Source organism: Aeromicrobium panaciterrae, assembly GCF_039537165.1.
GTDB classification, from domain to species: domain Bacteria; phylum Actinomycetota; class Actinomycetes; order Propionibacteriales; family Nocardioidaceae; genus Aeromicrobium; species Aeromicrobium panaciterrae.
Genome location: NZ_BAAAZZ010000002.1, coordinates 2904973 through 2921451 on the forward strand (window position 1 = coordinate 2904973; position 16479 = coordinate 2921451).

At 60.4% G+C, this 16479-nt stretch carries 10 protein-coding genes; 5 read left to right on the forward strand and 5 right to left on the reverse strand.

The window, feature by feature from the left end; genetic code table 11:
• Nucleotides 1-3: 3 nt before the first annotated feature.
• From drmB to ABD683_RS15195, 4 genes are read right to left on the reverse strand one after another with little or no spacing between them, the layout of a single operon-like run.
• Nucleotides 4-1836, reverse strand: a complete 1833-nt coding sequence (gene drmB / locus ABD683_RS15180) for a DrmB family protein (RefSeq protein ID WP_344770911.1) — start codon at nt 1834-1836, stop codon at nt 4-6.
• Nucleotides 1836-5000, reverse strand: a complete 3165-nt coding sequence (locus ABD683_RS15185) for a helicase-related protein (protein WP_344770912.1) — start codon at nt 4998-5000, stop codon at nt 1836-1838. The genes drmB and ABD683_RS15185 overlap by 1 nt, the downstream gene beginning before the upstream one ends.
• Nucleotides 4997-6517, reverse strand: coding sequence for an NERD domain-containing protein (locus ABD683_RS15190; RefSeq protein WP_344770913.1), 1521 nt, complete (start codon nt 6515-6517; stop codon nt 4997-4999). The genes ABD683_RS15185 and ABD683_RS15190 overlap by 4 nt, the downstream gene beginning before the upstream one ends.
• Nucleotides 6514-11220 (reverse strand): DEAD/DEAH box helicase, encoded by a 4707-nt coding sequence (locus ABD683_RS15195; protein WP_344770914.1) that lies wholly within the window; start codon nt 11218-11220, stop codon nt 6514-6516. The genes ABD683_RS15190 and ABD683_RS15195 overlap by 4 nt, the downstream gene beginning before the upstream one ends.
• Before the next feature lie 273 nt (nt 11221-11493).
• On the opposite strand from ABD683_RS15195, the gene ABD683_RS15200 reads away from it, so the two are divergent.
• Entirely contained in the window at nt 11494-12204 is a 711-nt protein-coding gene (locus ABD683_RS15200; RefSeq protein WP_344770915.1) for a calcium-binding protein, read from the forward strand.
• 398 nt (nt 12205-12602) lie between these two features.
• Here ABD683_RS15200 and ABD683_RS15205 read toward each other — a convergent pair whose 3' ends face one another.
• Nucleotides 12603-13175 (reverse strand): DUF2238 domain-containing protein, encoded by a 573-nt coding sequence (locus ABD683_RS15205; protein WP_344770916.1) that lies wholly within the window; start codon nt 13173-13175, stop codon nt 12603-12605.
• A gap of 103 nt (nt 13176-13278) precedes the next feature.
• On the opposite strand from ABD683_RS15205, the gene ABD683_RS15210 reads away from it, so the two are divergent.
• The 4 genes from ABD683_RS15210 to ABD683_RS15220 all read left to right on the forward strand — a co-directional run bounded on the left by ABD683_RS15210 (nt 13279) and on the right by ABD683_RS15220 (nt 16476).
• A complete protein-coding gene (locus ABD683_RS15210) occupies nt 13279-14517 on the forward strand; it encodes a hypothetical protein (RefSeq protein ID WP_344770917.1) in 1239 nt (412 codons plus the stop codon).
• 70 nt (nt 14518-14587) lie between these two features.
• Complete coding sequence (locus tag ABD683_RS15215; RefSeq protein ID WP_344770918.1) at nt 14588-14806, forward strand: hypothetical protein; 219 nt, start codon at nt 14588-14590, stop codon at nt 14804-14806.
• Nucleotides 14799-15140, forward strand: coding sequence for a type II toxin-antitoxin system PemK/MazF family toxin (locus tag ABD683_RS18570; protein WP_425548515.1), 342 nt, complete (start codon nt 14799-14801; stop codon nt 15138-15140). The genes ABD683_RS15215 and ABD683_RS18570 overlap by 8 nt, the downstream gene beginning before the upstream one ends.
• A gap of 61 nt (nt 15141-15201) precedes the next feature.
• On the forward strand, nt 15202-16476 hold the full coding sequence (locus ABD683_RS15220) for a histidine-type phosphatase (RefSeq protein ID WP_344770919.1): 1275 nt from the start codon (nt 15202-15204) through the stop codon (nt 16474-16476).
• The last annotated feature ends 3 nt before the right edge of the window (nt 16477-16479 follow it).

Here is a 16479-nt window from a genome sequence, read left to right on the forward strand (position 1 = left end):
GACTTACTTAGGTCTAGGTCTGAAGCTATTGGCTGGCCTGGCCGCCCGTCTCACCTCGCCAAGAACGCCGTCGAACAGTCCGGGAATGCCGCGACCGCCGAGCACAAGCTGACGGTCGAGCAGTCGATTGCCACACTCACATGACGTTTCGCTTACTAGAGCGCAGCCGTGGCACGCGGAAAGATTGAGGCTCGAGGACCCCTGGTGGTCGCTTTCGATGCAAACTGGGTCGTTTGAGCAGACGTCGGCTTCGTCCAAGGCTGCCACTAGAAGTGGGATCAACTTGCCGGGGTGGCCCAGACGCACGAGGCCACCGAGGGTGCCCTGTGCATCGCCAGCGGCGGTGTAGATGAGAATGCCCGCGGTCTTGTCAGCACGTTCGCTGTTCGCGTAGATGCGCTCCTGAAGCGATGCCGACGAGTACCCGCTTTCGAAGGCGAGTCTCCTCATTAGGAAATGCGACAGCGTGTGCAGCGCGATGAACCTCGGCTCAGGTACATCGAGCCGCTGAGCCCACGGTAACTCGCGACGCCGTTCGATCAAAATCTCCGCTCGAGCCTGCACCTCCGGGAGGTCCTCCCAGGCCGCAACTTGGCCTTCGTCAATGCGAAGAAAAATCCCTTCACCGAACATTTCGATTGCCGGGTAGGTGGGTTGGCGTTGATCGAGGCCGAGGTCGGCCCTCACCAGATCTGAGTCTGCGTCGTGTCGCCTAAACCCGAGTAGGGCACGTACCTCTCGCACCTTTCGCACCTGACCGACGCCGGCAATCAAGTCGGTGAGAGAGCGCGGCCACTCGGCTCTTTCGTTGACCGCAACACCATCGACGACGAAGTTTGTAACCGAGTCGTCGCGCCCTGACTGAAGTTTCTTCGCGAACGCCGACCACTCGCCGTCCTTCAATCCGAGCAACGGAGTGTCGTCCAAGTCAACATGCTGGGTGCCGACCGCCAAGACTTGATCCACGGTCATCCCAACGTCTCTTGCGATCCACTCTGCGATCATGTGCGCCTGCGGCCCACCGTTGTCGGCCACCATGCGATCAAAGTTGGGGTCGATGCGAACTCGATCGGCGAGCTCGACCGAATCTGGTCGCTCTTCAGGAATGTCAAGTGCAGACAGTCTCTCGGCTATGTAGTTGCCGGTCGCTCCTCGCTGAACTGCTAGAAGTTCATGCTCACAGGGCGTTGCCTGGTCTAGTTGGACCCAAGGCTGCTTGCCGCTACAGGAAATTCCGTCGCGCAGGAGAGCATTCGGAGTGACTAGCTCGGCCATTGAACGGGACCTGCCACAGGCGTTGCATTGGACACTTAAGGCTCGCAGGCCCTCGCCCAACTTGGCCGATCGAACAAACTTGAGTTCCTTGTAGGCCTTGCAGAATCGAACCTCGTCGGTCACATCTGAGTCGTGACCGCGGTGGGCCCACATGAACCACGGAATGTCTTGCATGTGACTGCCTTTGGTGCAGACGGCGACATAGCGCATCGGCACAAGCGCGCCACCACACTCGCACCTATTGACCCAGCGTCCCTTGGTGCTTCGAGTGACTTTCGACAGTTTCGTGCATCGCTCGCAGAAGCGCCACGCGGGAAACCGCCAATATGTCAGTCCAGGCGTTTCCTTTGCCGCTCTACCCGCGTGAGCAGGTGCCTGCCGCAGAACGCCAGCGCCTACTCGACTCATCAACCTGTCGCAGCTGATCTCATCTGAGTGCCGTTTGTCCCACCACGAGGTGTCCGGAGCGATCAATGATTCGCCGCGGATATCGATGATCGCACCGACCCCGAAGGGGGCAACGGTCTCGGAAAGGCGGATGTCGTGTCTGATCGGCTCCATCAGTTGCCGCCTTCCATAGGTTCCCGGACCTCAACCACGACACTTGGCTCGACGGATCGCATGGAATCTGCGACCATCCAACCTTCACCTGGTTGCTCGAACCGCTTGAGAAGTGATGCGTCGACGCCCGTCGTTCGCTCGTACGGGAGCTTCGTTCCCGCCTCGCGGGCAGCACTAGCGCGCCGGTTCCAATCGCGAAGCAGAGACCAAATTTGCGCCACGGTCTCGTCCAGCTCGTCATCATCCGAGTTTGCAACCTGCAGCTTCAGCCCTCCAACGAGCTGCTCAACCGACTCCTTGAACTGCGGGTCGTCGAGGCGGAAATTAAGTGCAGCGGAGTTGTCGGAGAGCGTCGCGTAGGAGTGTCTAACGAGAAGTACCAAAGCTCCAGCCAGGGATCGATCGCGGGAGGCGAGCGACCAAGGTGTCACGCTCGTCGGCTCAACGGTTCGATAGAGAGATTCGTGGTAGCTACGGAACGTTTCGAAATGCGAACGGTCACGTGCACGATTTGATCGGAACAGAGTTGTGACAATTCCCTTGACGTCACCTCGGCCGACTCGACTCGTGGCCTGGATGTATTCGGCAGTCGTCTTAGGCTGACCCACCATAAGCATCAGGGCGAGTCGTGGGACATCAATGCCCACCGACAGCATGTTGGAAGAGAGAACGACGTCAACCGCCTGCTCGCTCGTGTCAATTCCCCGGCCGAGCTCGCGAAGGTCATTTGGCAGATCCTCGGGCCGGCGACGACTTGTGAGCTCGAGTACACGATCTGGTCGGATGCGTCGGAACTGGATACCGAGGCGATCGGCTCGAGCCTCGAGCCTCGCATTGACGTCGTCGACCACGAGCGTGCCTGTGCGCCCCAGTTCGCGCAGGCTGTTGTGATACATGACTGCGGTCCAATACGCATCATTTCCAGCGGTCGCAGAAACTGCGATCTGGGGGAGCTCCAACAACGGAGCTGCCGCTGCGATAACTGCAGATGCTTGTGAGGTTGATTGCGGCATGAGGCCGACATACAGCCGGCCCTCACCAGAGCTGTCCGGCTTTGAGAAGAAGTTCCGATCGTCATCTAGGCCGGAAGGAGGATAGAGAGCTACGCGTCTACCGTAGAGACCTCGGACCTGGTCTTCGGAGGCCCGAATCGTCGCGGTAGACGCGATGATCTTCGGTGCTGACCCCTCGCGACTCAGGAGCATCTGGATCACGGCGTCGAACACGGCGACTGTCGTGCCCAGGGGACCAGACAGAAGGTGAAGCTCGTCTTGAATGATCAACGACGGCTGGCGAAACGGTGTGCCCAAACCGAGGAGTCGACCCGATTCCGGTCGAAACTGAAGGCGAGCGAACTTGTCCACGGTTGCGAGGAGGAATGTCGGTGGGTCCGCATAGATGTCCTCGTCGACCACCGAGACCGGTAGACCCTCCTGGAACTCGCACGTGGCGTTGGTGCACCGGAAATCGACGTCGTTTCCCATCCTGCGGATTCCGTAGTCGCTTTCATTGCCAGTGTGCTTGGTCGGGAGGAGGGAATGGCCGCACCATGGGCAACTCTCGATTTGGAACTGGTTGGCCTCTTCGGGCCGGGCAGCCTTGAGTAGGCGATCAAGTGCCTGTCGTGCTGCCGTACGCGTGCCAGGTGTCACCTCGTTTCCGACCCACAACCCGATAGTGAAAGGCGCCATACCTTGCGCACGTGGATCACCAATCCGATCCGGACGGCGCAGCAGTTCCATCGCGCAAATTAGCGAGGAGGACCGATGGAACTGTTGGGCCGTCAGAAGCCGCAGGGTGTACCGAGTGATTACGGCAGTCCCACCGCCCTTGGGACCGTACTCGAGCCTCCGCCGGAACATCTCGATTGCCGCGAGTCCGAGGTACGCCTCTGTCTTACCGCCACCGGTCGGGAACCAAATCAGGTCGACAAGCTCACGATCTTGATGGCGATCCTCCACGCTTGAGGCGAGCGCGACCAGAATAAATCCGAGCTGGAATGGGCGCCAAGTAGGCTCGCTAAGGGGGTGCCCTTGGCTGGCTTGTGCCTGTCGCATTTGGAGGCGCATCGCGGCCATAGCGAGGGCGAATGCCGTCCGAAGATTCTTCTGATCCTCCCGTTGGAGAACGATGAGCGTCTCGTTCATTCGACGGGCCGCATCCTTTGAGCGGCCGACAATATCCAGGGCTGTATCCGACGACTCACCGAAATTGGTTGCTCGAAGTTCCTGGGCCTGCACCCATTTGGCGAATGCGTCGACGAACGCTGCGAGCGCTGCGGTCACAACCTCTGGGTCGGAATCGATCTGAGCGAGCAGATCGAGGCGGAGGGCCCGACCCTCGACGGACGACGGGTCGAACGCAACCGTCTCGACGGCCGGAACAACGAACCAGGGGACAGGATTTAGGTACACGCGCGTGCAAATGTCCCCGCTCAGCTCCCAGTCCGCAGCCATTCCGTGTCCGACTGCGTACGCCTTGCGATCTCGATACCGCAGCCGTAGCTCGGCAGACTCTGGGTCAGAGTCAAGCGAACTCGTTGTGTCGTACTCGAGAAATCGGCCTTCCGCTGTTGCGCGCACGGAGAGGTCGACCTGGTAGAGGCAGAGACCTGCATCGAGTTTGGGATCTCCCGTTGAGCCTGACATCACTCGCGCGTGGACCGTGACGAGGTAGGCATCGCCGAATCGTCGCCAGCGCGAACCGATCTGCACCTCCGTATGCCCAAGCGTAAGCGCGACCGGTGGCCGATCAGGCGACAACTCCACGCCTTCGGATGAGAACGGAGTGCGCTGCCATTGAGGTGGCCCGTCGGTGTCGATGCTTTCGTAGGTGCCACCACGAAAATCGCACAGCACAGAGGGACCCGAGGTGACGAATGAGATTGCCGTGGAAGACGGCCGCCAATCTTCGGCTAGGGGGACCGAGGTTTCAGGGTCTTCGACCTCGCCCTCCGGCACCTCGGCCTGGATGACCTCCTCGGCTGCGTCCAGCACCTCAGTTTGGGCAGCAGTCAGTCCAGATTCAGATGGGAACAGAATGCCGACGCTGTACAGCAGATTGGGCCGCCCGTTGTACACGATCTCGTCAGCACCCTGCTCGGGACCGGCGTACGCAGAGCGAATGTGCGTGAGGGCGGTGGCTTGTGCATCGGTAAGAGTCACTGGTGCCCCAACTTGGTTCGGAGAAGAGATTTGAGCCGTTTTCGATCCGCGGCGTCAACCACGATATGTAGAGCGACGCGCGCTCGCGTGACGGCAACATAGAACGCGGCATTTCCGAGATCATCGAACTCTGAAGGGAGGCCGCAGACGATGACTCGATCTGCTTCGAGACCTTTCGCGTATTTCGGACTAGTTACTACGAAGCCACCGTCAGTCGTACGAGGGGGTTCATCCGAAGTGGTGTCGATGATCCAAATCGACTTCGGGTGGGTTCCATCTCGGATGAGTTGCTCGGCAACGTTGGTCGCCTCGCGTCGAGTGTCGGCCGCATCTGAGTCGTGCCAATTGAGCGGCTCGCCATGAACGATCCCTGGGTCACCGACGTCGGCTCCGAGATAGCTTTGGACAACATGAACGATTGGTCTTGTGTTGCGGACGTTTATCGGTAGCGCGAACGTGACGGCGTCAGCCAAGACGAGCTGGTAGACGTCGTCGTCGAACTTTCCATCGACGTTTGCTTGATTGTTCGGGTCGAGGAACATGCGCCAACGCCCTGACTCTCGACCGTCTTGGATCAGTTTGTCGAAGGTATCCATGTCTTCAGCGGTCATGAGGTCCTGAGCTTCATCGATGAAGACGACGTCGTAGGTCCGATCCGAGCGCAATCCGGTGAATGGCCTTACATCGATACTTGTGCCGTGCACCAGTGCAGAGAAGTAATCGAGCAAACCGGGAGATCGAAAGGTTATGAGAACAGAACGTCCTTGGTCGGCCTCTTGTTTCGCGCCCTCCGACAGTGCCAGTGATTTGCCGGTGCCAGCGCCGCCAACGACAAGGATCCGGGAATTGCGGGCCAGACCCTCGAGGTATCGCGCCTGTCCCGATGTAGCCCGGTTCTGCTCCTCAATCACAGCGCCGCGTTGAACGTCGATCCGAGGAAGTCTTGAAAACTCGCCGAATAGGCGTTCTCGGATGTCAGCCGCTCTTGCCAGTTTTGCGTTGCGGTTTGGAGAACTCGCTCGTTGGATGATCTGGTCAAGAGCCTCTTGGAGACCAACGACAGACATGTCTTCGCGCGAGAGCCAGTGTGTTCCGAACCAGCCAATCGCACTGTCGAGGTCGTCTATGTCGGGAGTGATCACGGCGTGCTGGTCCGGGTACCAACCGATTCCGTCTTCGTGGAGGATGTCGCGTAGGGCGAACTTGGCGCCGTCTGCTTGGTCCATCGGAGATTCCTTCAGCGGATTCCAGTCGCCGCGACGGTCGATGCTCCACCATTTGCCGTCGGCATGACGAACTCCTCCGCCCTTGACCTCGATAACTACCACGACTCCCTTCCACAACACGACGAAGTCAGCTTCGGCCTGACTCTTGCGGCGGTGAGACCTTAGCTTCACGGAATGGAAGGCCACAGCGTTGTCATCGCCGCCGACCCCGACGAGCAGTCGCGCCACGCGGCGCTCTGCATCACTTTGAGCGGTACGAAGAATTGTCGTGAGGTCGGGAGACAGGATCATGTTGGTTGCTCGCGCCAAAGGGGCTCGTACTCGCGGTACCCGAGGTACGAACTCATATCGCCGAAGTCGTCTGCCATGTCGACTATCAAGCACTCCTCTTTGCCGCCGTTCGCTGGACCCCTGAGTCCGCGACCTGCCATCTGAATGTAGGCATTCGGGCTGAATGTTGGGCGCGCGATATACAGAGCTCGAACACCTGGTGCGTCGAAGCCCTGGATAAGCAGGTCGCAGTTGGCAAGCACCTGGACATCGCCATTCTTGAATCGTTCGATCACATCTCGGCGCTGTTGACGACCGGTCTTTCCGCTGATCGATTCGGCCTTCACATCGCGGTATCGCAGTGATGCGGCCAGTACCTGCGCCGACAGGACATTCGGTGTGAAGACCAAGATCGGCCAATCCGAGTTCTGAGCCATGATGTGTTCGACGAGAGTCGCCATGCGTGCTTGGTCACGTCCGATTCGGTCCAGGACTGCAGGGTTGAGTCGTCTGAGTCTGCTTGCCTCATCTGCTTCCCCCGCGGTCAGCGACACCTTGACTCCTTTCAAGACGTCATGCTTTACCCGGGCGAGGACGCCGAGATCGGCGAGCTGTTGGTAGGCATTCCCTTCGAACGCGCGAATTATATGCCCGCCAAATCTGCGTGCCAGGGCGATGGTGGCAGATTCTGAGGTGCCCTTGAACGGGGTCGCGGACAAGCCGACGAGAGGACGCTCCCAACCCGTGCCAGCGATGCCTAGCCATTCGAGGATCTTCGTGTACATAGGAGAATCTCCGGCGCGATGTCCTTCATCGATGATCACAAGTGAAGCCTCGGTGAGCCATTCGTACTCAGCCTTCCCTCGAATCGCGTTCAACTTCGCATCTGTCGCGACGATCACGCTGAATTTCGTATCCGGCTCGTGCACTGTCTTGTTCTCCCAGAGGCGGCCGATCGTCAACGGTCGCTCGTCAGCCAGTCCGCGCCATACGGTGCTCCAAGTCTGCACAGCCTGCTCGCATAGCTCCTGCGATTGCGCGATCCACAAGACGGGTCCTCGCAGCTCGCCCTCTATGAAGAGTTGCAAAACAGTTTCGGACGCTACTCGCGTTTTGCCGGCGCCCGTTGGAAGTTCGACCATCGCCTTTCTAAAGCGACCGCTATCGTCCCTCTCGGTGATCACATGCGTGAGCTGTTGACTGATCGATACCTGAAACTCGTGAAGACGATTCAAATGAATAGCCCCTGGCACGACGAATTCATCCTCTTGGCGCTGATTGCGCTGCCCGGCGTACTGCGTCCCGAATCCCATCTTGCGAAGCCATGAAACCGTAGCGGCTCCTCCTGCCCACTCCTTAGGAACGTCAGGGAAGCCGAGTTGGCGAAAGTTCTCTTGCAGTTGTCTGATCGAGTCAGAGCCCCAAACGGTTAGGAATAGGGCAGCAACTGATGTGTCGTCACGAACGAGCTCCTGTGCTTCGAGTGCTCTCCAAAGGCCTGTAGGAAGGGCTTCACGTAGGTCGTCGTCCCCGAAGTACATCTCTAGCTTCGCCGGGTCGTCCTTTGCAGCCCGAGCTTCGAGCCGCTGCTGCTCGAGACGTTGATCAAGCCCTCGCTGCTCCACTGCAGCGAGCTCAGCGTTGTCTAGGGTCAAGCCAAAGGCGTCATTGATGCAGCGCAAGGCGCGGTTCTCATCAATAGCGGAGGCGACGAGCAAATCGACGCCATCGAGATGCGAATCCAGCGCTTGCTCCTCAACGCCATCCTCAGTGGTCACCCGTTTCGCAAGATGGGCGACCCGGGTAAGCGTTGCATTCTCGATTCGGTCGGCTCCCGTGATGGATCGCAAGCCAGGGAAAACGTCGATGATTCGGTCGCTCGATTGGCGACCTTCTACCTGAATTGAGAACGCGAAGCTGTCCTCAAACGTCTTGCAGCCCACGCGCGCGACGAACTCTGCTGCTTGCTCAGGAGCCACTCTGAGAAAGGGCCGCTGTCGCGAGGACAGAAAGTCCTGCTGTTCGTCAGAAGTGGCGACGTAAATTGCGCTCGGCTGCCGACTCTCAATCGCGCGATTCACCCGGGCGGGAACGCTAGTGGGCCTGGACTCGGGGAATGCAGCGCTACTGGCGGCAAGAATGAACTCGATGAGTGGTTCGTCTTTCAAGCCCGGCGGGAAAACTGTGGATTCCAGCCCTTCGCGCAGAACGCGGTCTGGCACGGTCTCCAACTTGTCAGGTAGGTCGAGTGCATCGGACACAGAGCTCGGCCCTTTGAACAGAGGAAGCAGGCCCTGATACCTCACGAGCGAGGGCGCAACGACCTCGCTCGGCGGCCTAAACCCGCGGTCAGAGCCAAGGAGTCCCGCATTTTCGACTGCCCACATCACGGGGGACTGCACCGCAAACGTGCGGCCCGTGTCGAGGTCCTCGCAGATCCATTCGCGGTCACCAAACTCGAGCAATCCCGTCGTCCAGGCCGCGCGGAGCTCACTCGGCGCATTGGCGCGTTCGAGTAGAAGGAGCATCGAAAATGGTCCGGGGCCAGCGCCTGGGTCGATATCAACCCTTTTCGTCGGTCGTTCTCCTGGTCCCCGCTGCGAGTTCAAGACTGCGAGCACGTGATCCCTGTATCTCCCGTACTCAGGTTCGTGATCGGATTTGTATTCCTTCACGGGCTGCCGAACAACCCCGAGGCGGTGAGCCAGTTCTGGCAAGCAACGGCTGCGGTCCAGCACATGCGCCGACAAGCTTGCATCCAGCGGATGATCGATATCGAAGACGCGCCGAGGTCGGTGCCATCCCCCATCAAGGGTCGGCACTCTGACCTTCTCGTAATGTTCTCGCATTAAGTCGAAGGCCACTGGTATCGGCAAATCGAATGCGGCATCCCAAAGTCGTGCGAATTCGTCCTCTGTGCTGTCGTCTGAGAGTTTCGCCAATCTCGCATTGAGAATCGCCTGCGGGTCAAGGTTCCGAAATCCAGCCTTGCGCAACAGGTCTTCGATCCCAGGTCGACCTAGAACTGATCCGTCGACGAAGGCGGCCCCTTCGATCTCGATCCCTGGTTCGCGTTGAAGGAACACCACATCCTTATCGGCGACTGACTTCAAACCCTCGTCGGTGGGAATGACTTTTGCGTCATTGATGCCGTCCAAAGACTGATTGCTGAGCACGACCTTGATCGCATGTTCCGATGAAGTTGGATCATCTCCACTCGACCACTCTCGCAACCACGTGAGCAGGCCACGTTTCGGGATGCTCTCGAGCGCTCGTTTCTCGTCTGCTCCGCCAGTTGCCTGATCTTCGATTGAGCTTGGGGCGAACAGTGAACGGAGCCGAGTTGTTCGCTGTCGGTTGGAATAGCATCGCCATCCCGGGACATCGGTTCCGGTGTTCGGAGATTCGATCCAGGCCTGATGCACCTCGGGCGAGAATGTCACGGCGAAGTCGAGCGGTTTGAGCTCCGATGCGTGCCGGAGTTGGCCGGTGGCATCAGGAATCAGTGGGCGGGCGGCGGCCAAGCCGGGAATGTGAGCGATCAGCATTTCGTCCCCGAAACCGTGAGTTTCGCGCCCTCGAGCGGGCATGTACTCCAGATGTGCGGCTGGGTCCTTGGCGGTACGTACTCGGGGTAGAACATCGACGAACATTTCTGCCAAGGATCGCAGGATTTCGCGGTTGTAGTTGTTCCTTAGAAGAGTTGTGCGGTCGTCATTCACGCTCCACGGAGCGTTAAAGAGGCCGGAGGCCGACGTGGTGTCCTGCAACGGAAAGTAGGACCAGAACGCGCCGGTTCTCAAGCGGGACGGTTCGGCTGGAAGTGCCACAGTCACCTTTACCTGCTTGCGAGAGACTGCTTCGCCGACTTCTTTCCTTGCCTCGGGCGATGGCTCATGCATCTGATCCAGAACGAACCACTCGTCGTCGTTGCCGTCGGGCCTTTCGATCCGGAGCACTCCGTCCCCGAGGTCTCGTGAGATGTGGCTTGTTGTGAACGAATCCTTGTCGATCACGCGGAGCTTGATCTCGCGTACCGCCTGGACGAAGAGAAGGAATTCCGATGAGAACGATTCGATTTCTTCGCGCAGTCGTTTCAGATTGGTGGCCTCGGGAAGTTTGACAATCGTGGTCGCCCAGGATGCGAGGTCGGCAAGGACCGGATCGTCATTGAACTGTTCAATCGGGTCGACAAGAGTCGCAGTGCGCAGCACTGGGAATCGCTTGACAGCCGGTCCGACTTGGCTGAGTTCACGTTGGGCTTCGGCAGAGTTGAACCCAAAAGCGACCGACCGGCTCAGGACCTGCGGCTCGCTCGAAACCGCGAGGACTGACTTGAAACCGAGTCCAAAGCGTCCGATCTCGTCGCCGCGTTTGCCACTGAGATGGGCCATCGTGATCGCGGTCAGACCGCTCTTGGAGAATGGGCGGCCCGAGTTCGCACAATAAAGGGTCTTGTTCGGAACGTCGAGCACAATTTCAATACGGCCGGTGGTCGGCGTGGGCAGATCCTCAGAACCCGCGATTGCATCGGCGGCGTTTTGCACCAGCTCCAGCAGCGTACGAGTTGCGTACCCTCCGGTGCGGATGGACTCTTCGTGATTGGCGTGCTCAGCGATGAGGTCTGGGTGAACACGGTACGACTCGATGGCTCGTTCGAACTGAGTTTGCACCTCCTTGACCAGACCCTTGTCAGCCGACCATGTCCCGCTCTCCATCCCCATGACCCGAGAGTAGTTACAGCTTGATGTCTGCGCGTCGACGTTGGAACAAACTCTGGGTATGGAGGAGTGCTCTGGTCGACCCGGCGCGTGGACTCAACGCGGCCGAGTCGCGAAGCCGCCAGATCATTCGGACCGACAGCGAACGCTCGGAGTGCCCTGACATCTCATCGCAAAAAGTTGATGTGGAAATAGTTGCAAGGATTTGTCAGGTCGGTGCTCTTACACGTGAGCCCGGCGAAGGTCCGGAGCTACCAACTAGCTAAGGACATCACCATGAAGACCAACACTCGCATCATCATCAACTTGGCCCTCGGCAGCTTCATCACCGTCGGCGGCGTAGTCGCCGCAAGCTCGTCGGCCCAGGCCGCTCCTTGCACCGACGGCAACGTCATCATCGCCAAGGCCGGCAAGGTCACCGTCGGCACCGACTGCGACGACAAGATCTATGGCACCTCTGGCAACGACACGATCGTCGGCTCCGGCGGCGACGACAAGATCTGGTCCGGCACCGGCGTGGACACCGTTTTCGGCAGCTCCGGTGACGACGATCTCTACAGCGGCGGCGGCGCCGACCACATCGACGGCGGCAGCGGCAACGACTTCATCATGGGCGGCACCGAGAACGACACCATCAACGGTGGTGGCGGCGACGACATCATGCGCGGTGAAGAAGGCAACGACAGCCTCTACAGCTACGCCGGAGCCAACGTCAACGACGGCTCCGACGAGCTGATCGGTGGAGACGGCAACGACAACCTCAACGGTGGTGAGGGTAGCGACTCGCTCAACGGCGACTCCGGCGATGACACTCTCGAGTCACACGAGGCCAACCCGGTCTACGACCACCTGGCGGGCGGTCAGGGCAAGGACAAGTTCGCCGTGAAGGACGTCATCGAGCACAGCCACGCGAACCGTGACGACGTGGACAACGACAACTTCGACTTCGCGGTCACCAACAAGAACGCGAACGACACGTTCCACTGATCCAGCTGAACGCCAATCCGGCCGCACACCGTCACGGTGTGCTGCCGGATCGCGTTTTCGCAGGTTGCTGCGGTTGATTGATCGTGAGCGCCGTGCGCTGCTAGTCTCCGAATGTCCCTCCGGCTCCGTGGACTTGAAAATGCGGGTGAGTCGGGCACATGAGTGCATACCGCCGTCGTGCCGTTCGGACTTTGAGCCGAGGCGCCACTCCATTCAGTCGAATCTGTGGAGGGCGCTATGTGCAACAAGAAACCGTATGCAAACCGGTGGGAAGCGGAACGAAGTCTTGCCAAACTGCAAGCTGTGGGGGAATCCGTTCGCTCGATTCATCCATGCTATTTCGAGCACAAGGGTGCTTGGCACCTGACACGCAAGAAGGGTCGCCGCTAGCGACTTGCCTAAGTCGAATGCTTCGCGTTCCGACCGACGATCAATGCAGCTACGAGTGCGCCCAGCGTGCCGAGCAGCTCGTCACTGAGGGTGTCCTCGTACGCTCCGTCCAGCTCCGTGCCGCGGCGGATGAAGGTGTACCACTCGCCGATCTCCCAGCCGACGGCCAAGATCGCGCCGAGGCCGGTGATGGTGAGGACGAGTCCCCACATCGGGCCGGTCCAGATCAGACGCAGGAGCAGCCCGCAGCCCCACAGGAGCAGCATCCAGTTGAAGAAGTGGTTGGCGTTGTCCCACCAGTCGACGGAGTCGTACAGGTCGAGCGTGTTGCCGGTGACGTCGACCAGGAACGGCGACATGATCAGCGCGAAGGCACCCCAGGGCAGATCGGCTGATTTCGACCTACGCCACCAGATGAGCGGCACGATCAGCATCAGGACCGGGTACGCGATCAGCCGGTAGCCGAACCCCTTGCCGTCGAACTGATCCAGTCCGCCGAAGGTGCCGACGGCGAGCTGGATGACCGTGAGGGCGAAGATCGCGACCGCGGCGATGAACCCGGCGCTCCTGGGAGTCGGCATGGCCAACACCCTCCCACGTCGGGGTCTGTTCGTTCGCCGTTTGTCTGCCGGTCGACGATGTGTCGACCTGGTCGTCGGCGACATACATACAGTGGTGATCGACATGGCCAACTTCATTGCTCTGCTGACGGCGATTCTCAGCACTCTCGTCACGTCGCCGGCGGCTCCGGTGGACGACCGCTACAACAAGGAAGTCCCGTACGGGAATGCGCTGACGTCGCCGATCAAGGCCCCGCCGGAGGGCTATGAGCAGATCTTCATCGAGAACGTCGGTCGACACGGTTCTCGTACGCTGACCAGCTCTGCGGGTGAGGAGCGTGCGCGCAAGATCTGGGAGAGCGCCAAGAATCAGAAGGTACTGACCGTCCGGGGCCAGTCCTTCGAGAGCGACCTCACGGCGTTCCAGGCGGCTGAGCGCAAGATCGGCTACGGCAACATGAGCAGCCTCGGCAAGGCGGAATGGACCGGCATCGGCCGACGTACCGCCGCCAACTACGGCGACTACCTCACGAAGGCCGCAGCAGACGGCGACACGATCGCGTACAAGGTCACCACGTTCCAGCGCACCGAAGAGAGCGCCGACGCGATGATCAAGGGGCTGAAGACGACCGTGCCGGGGCTCAAGGTCGCCGATCGCCACGTCGACGCAAGGTTGCTGATCATCCGTGGCTCGACGATCGACGCCAACCACGCGGTCAACCAGATTCTCGCGAGCAAGCCCGTGGTCGACGCGTCGAAGGAGCTGCTCCGGGTGATGTACACGCCGGCATATGTCGACAGCATCAAGGATCCCGTGCTCGCGGCACAGGACGTCTACAAGCTGTATGCGACCGCGGCGGGTATGCAGGGCGACACCGACGTGACGTTCGAGAAGTACGTGCCGCTCGATCTCGCCAAGGAGATGGCGTACGTCGTCGACGCACAGAATTTCTACGGGTTCGGTCCCGGAATCGCGGCTCAGGACTTCTCGTACCGGGCAGCGAGGCCGATCCTCGCCGACTTCTTCGACGAACTCGACAAGCGGATCGCGGGCGGGTCGACTGCGGCGGTGTTCAGGCCAGCACACGGCGAGACGACGATGCCGTTCGCTGCGCTGCTTCAGCTGCCCGGCAGCGAGAAGCAGGCCGCCAAGGGCGAGGTTTACACGTACGACAACAATCCGTGGCGGGGGAGCGTGGCCGGTCGACTCGCGGGCAACGTCGAGTGGGTCGCCTACCGCAAAGGCGAGAGCGTCCTCGTGACGATGCGATACAACGAGCAACCTGTCCCGTTCAAGGCCGACTGCAAGGCAGCGGCCCCGTTCTTCTACGAGGTAGCCGAGCTCAAGCGCTGCCTTCGCTAGCTGTCAGAGGGTGGGGCCATACCGTTGAGTTGCGTATGCGATTTCGCATACGCGACCTACAATGGAAGGCATGGCAACCACGGTGCGAGTAAGCGAGGCGACCCGTCGCCGGGCCGCGGCAATGGCAAAGGATGCCGACACGACGATCGGTGAACTCGTCGAGCGTGCGCTCGACACATACGAGTCGAAGCAGTTCTGGAGCGCGACGCAGAGCGCTCTCGCGGCACGCGGCACCCCCGACTCGGACGGCTGGGACGCAACGGACCGCGACGGTCTCAACCGTGAGTGATGCCCGTCGTGGTGAGATCTGGTTGATCGATCTCGGGGAGCCGATCGGCCATGAGCAGGGGTGGACCAGACCGGCATTGGTCGTGTCGTCTGATCACTGGAACAAGCACGCTCAGACCGTCACAGTTCTGCCGATCACTCGGACACGACACGGTTTCCCCACTCGGGTGGAGATCGAAGCCGATGCCGCGAACGGACTCGACGCCACGTCATACGCGCGATGCGAGGACATCAGATCAATCAGCGAACGGCGCCTCGTCCATCGCACGGGCCATGTCGACCCCGTGGTGATGGCAGATGTCGCTACCACCTCGCGTCGGTTCCTTGAGTTCTAGCCACACCGAGGTTCGAGCACGCCTTAAACTGCTCGGAGCCACTTCACGTCTCGGGGGACCCATGTTCAGGTTGTTCAAGGTCAGCGCGGTGCTGGTCGTGCTGGTCGCGTTTGCTGGGCCCGCGTACGCGGAGAGCCCGGACACGAAGTTCTACTCCAACCAGACGCCGTACGGGAATCCTGCGACCACCGAGATCAAGGCACCGCCAGCGGGCTACGAGATGCTCTTCATCGAGACACTGAGCCGGCATGGTTCGCGCTCCAACACCAGCGATGCCGCCGAGAAGCGTGCCCTCGCCGTGTGGAACACCGCGAAGAGCAAGGGCGGGCTCACCACGCTCGGCAAGAGCCTCTCGTCCGACATCACCTGGTTCCAGAAGGCCGAGAAGGCCGTCGGCTACGGCAACCTCAGCCCCGTCGGCAAGACCGAGCTCGCGGGGTTCGGGCGGCGTACGGCCGACAACTACAAGCCGTTCCTCGAGAAGGCGAAGGCGGACGGCGACTCGATCCAGTTCCAGACCTCGTCGGTCTTCCGCACGCTGCAGAGCTACACCGAGATGTACAAGGGCCTGAACGCCGAGGTCCCGGGCATCCCGTTCACTCGCACCGTCCAGCCCTTCGACATCACCAGCGGCTCGACCGTCTCGGGCAGGACGCTGATCGGCAAGGTCAAGGCCAGCGCATCGGTGCGGGCGTCGGCCATCCACGTGCTTCGCAAGATCTACACGGCCAAGTACGTCGGCACGCTCAGCGATCCCGTCGCCAAGGCGATGGACATCTACCTGCTCTACTGCACCGCGGCGATGATGAAGGGCATGACGGCGATCAACTTCGAGAAGTACGTGTCGCTCGCCGATGCCAAGCAGCTGGGCTACATGAAGGACGCCGAGAACTTCTATCGCTTCGGCCCGGGCGTGAAGTACCAAGACAACTCCTACATCAAGTCGAAGTTCGTCCTCACCGACTTCTTCGCCAAGCTCGATGCCCGCATCGCCGGAGGCAAGACCGCCGCAGTGTTCCGGCACGGACATGGCGAGACGACGATGCCGTTCGCCGCGCTGATCGCGGCGCGTGGAAGCGAGCAGCTGCAGGCAAAGTACACGTACGCGTACGACAACAACCCGTGGCGCGGCTACATCGCTGGCCGACCGGCGGGCAACCTTGAGTGGGTCGCTTACCGCAATGCGTCGAACAATGTCATCGTGACGATGCGCTACAACGAGGAACCGATCCAGTTCCGTACGCAGTGCACACCGACCGAGCCCGGCGGCTACTTCTACACCGTCGCCACGCTCAAGTCGTGCCTGCCGATCACCAACCCGCACGCGGCGTCCTGAGGC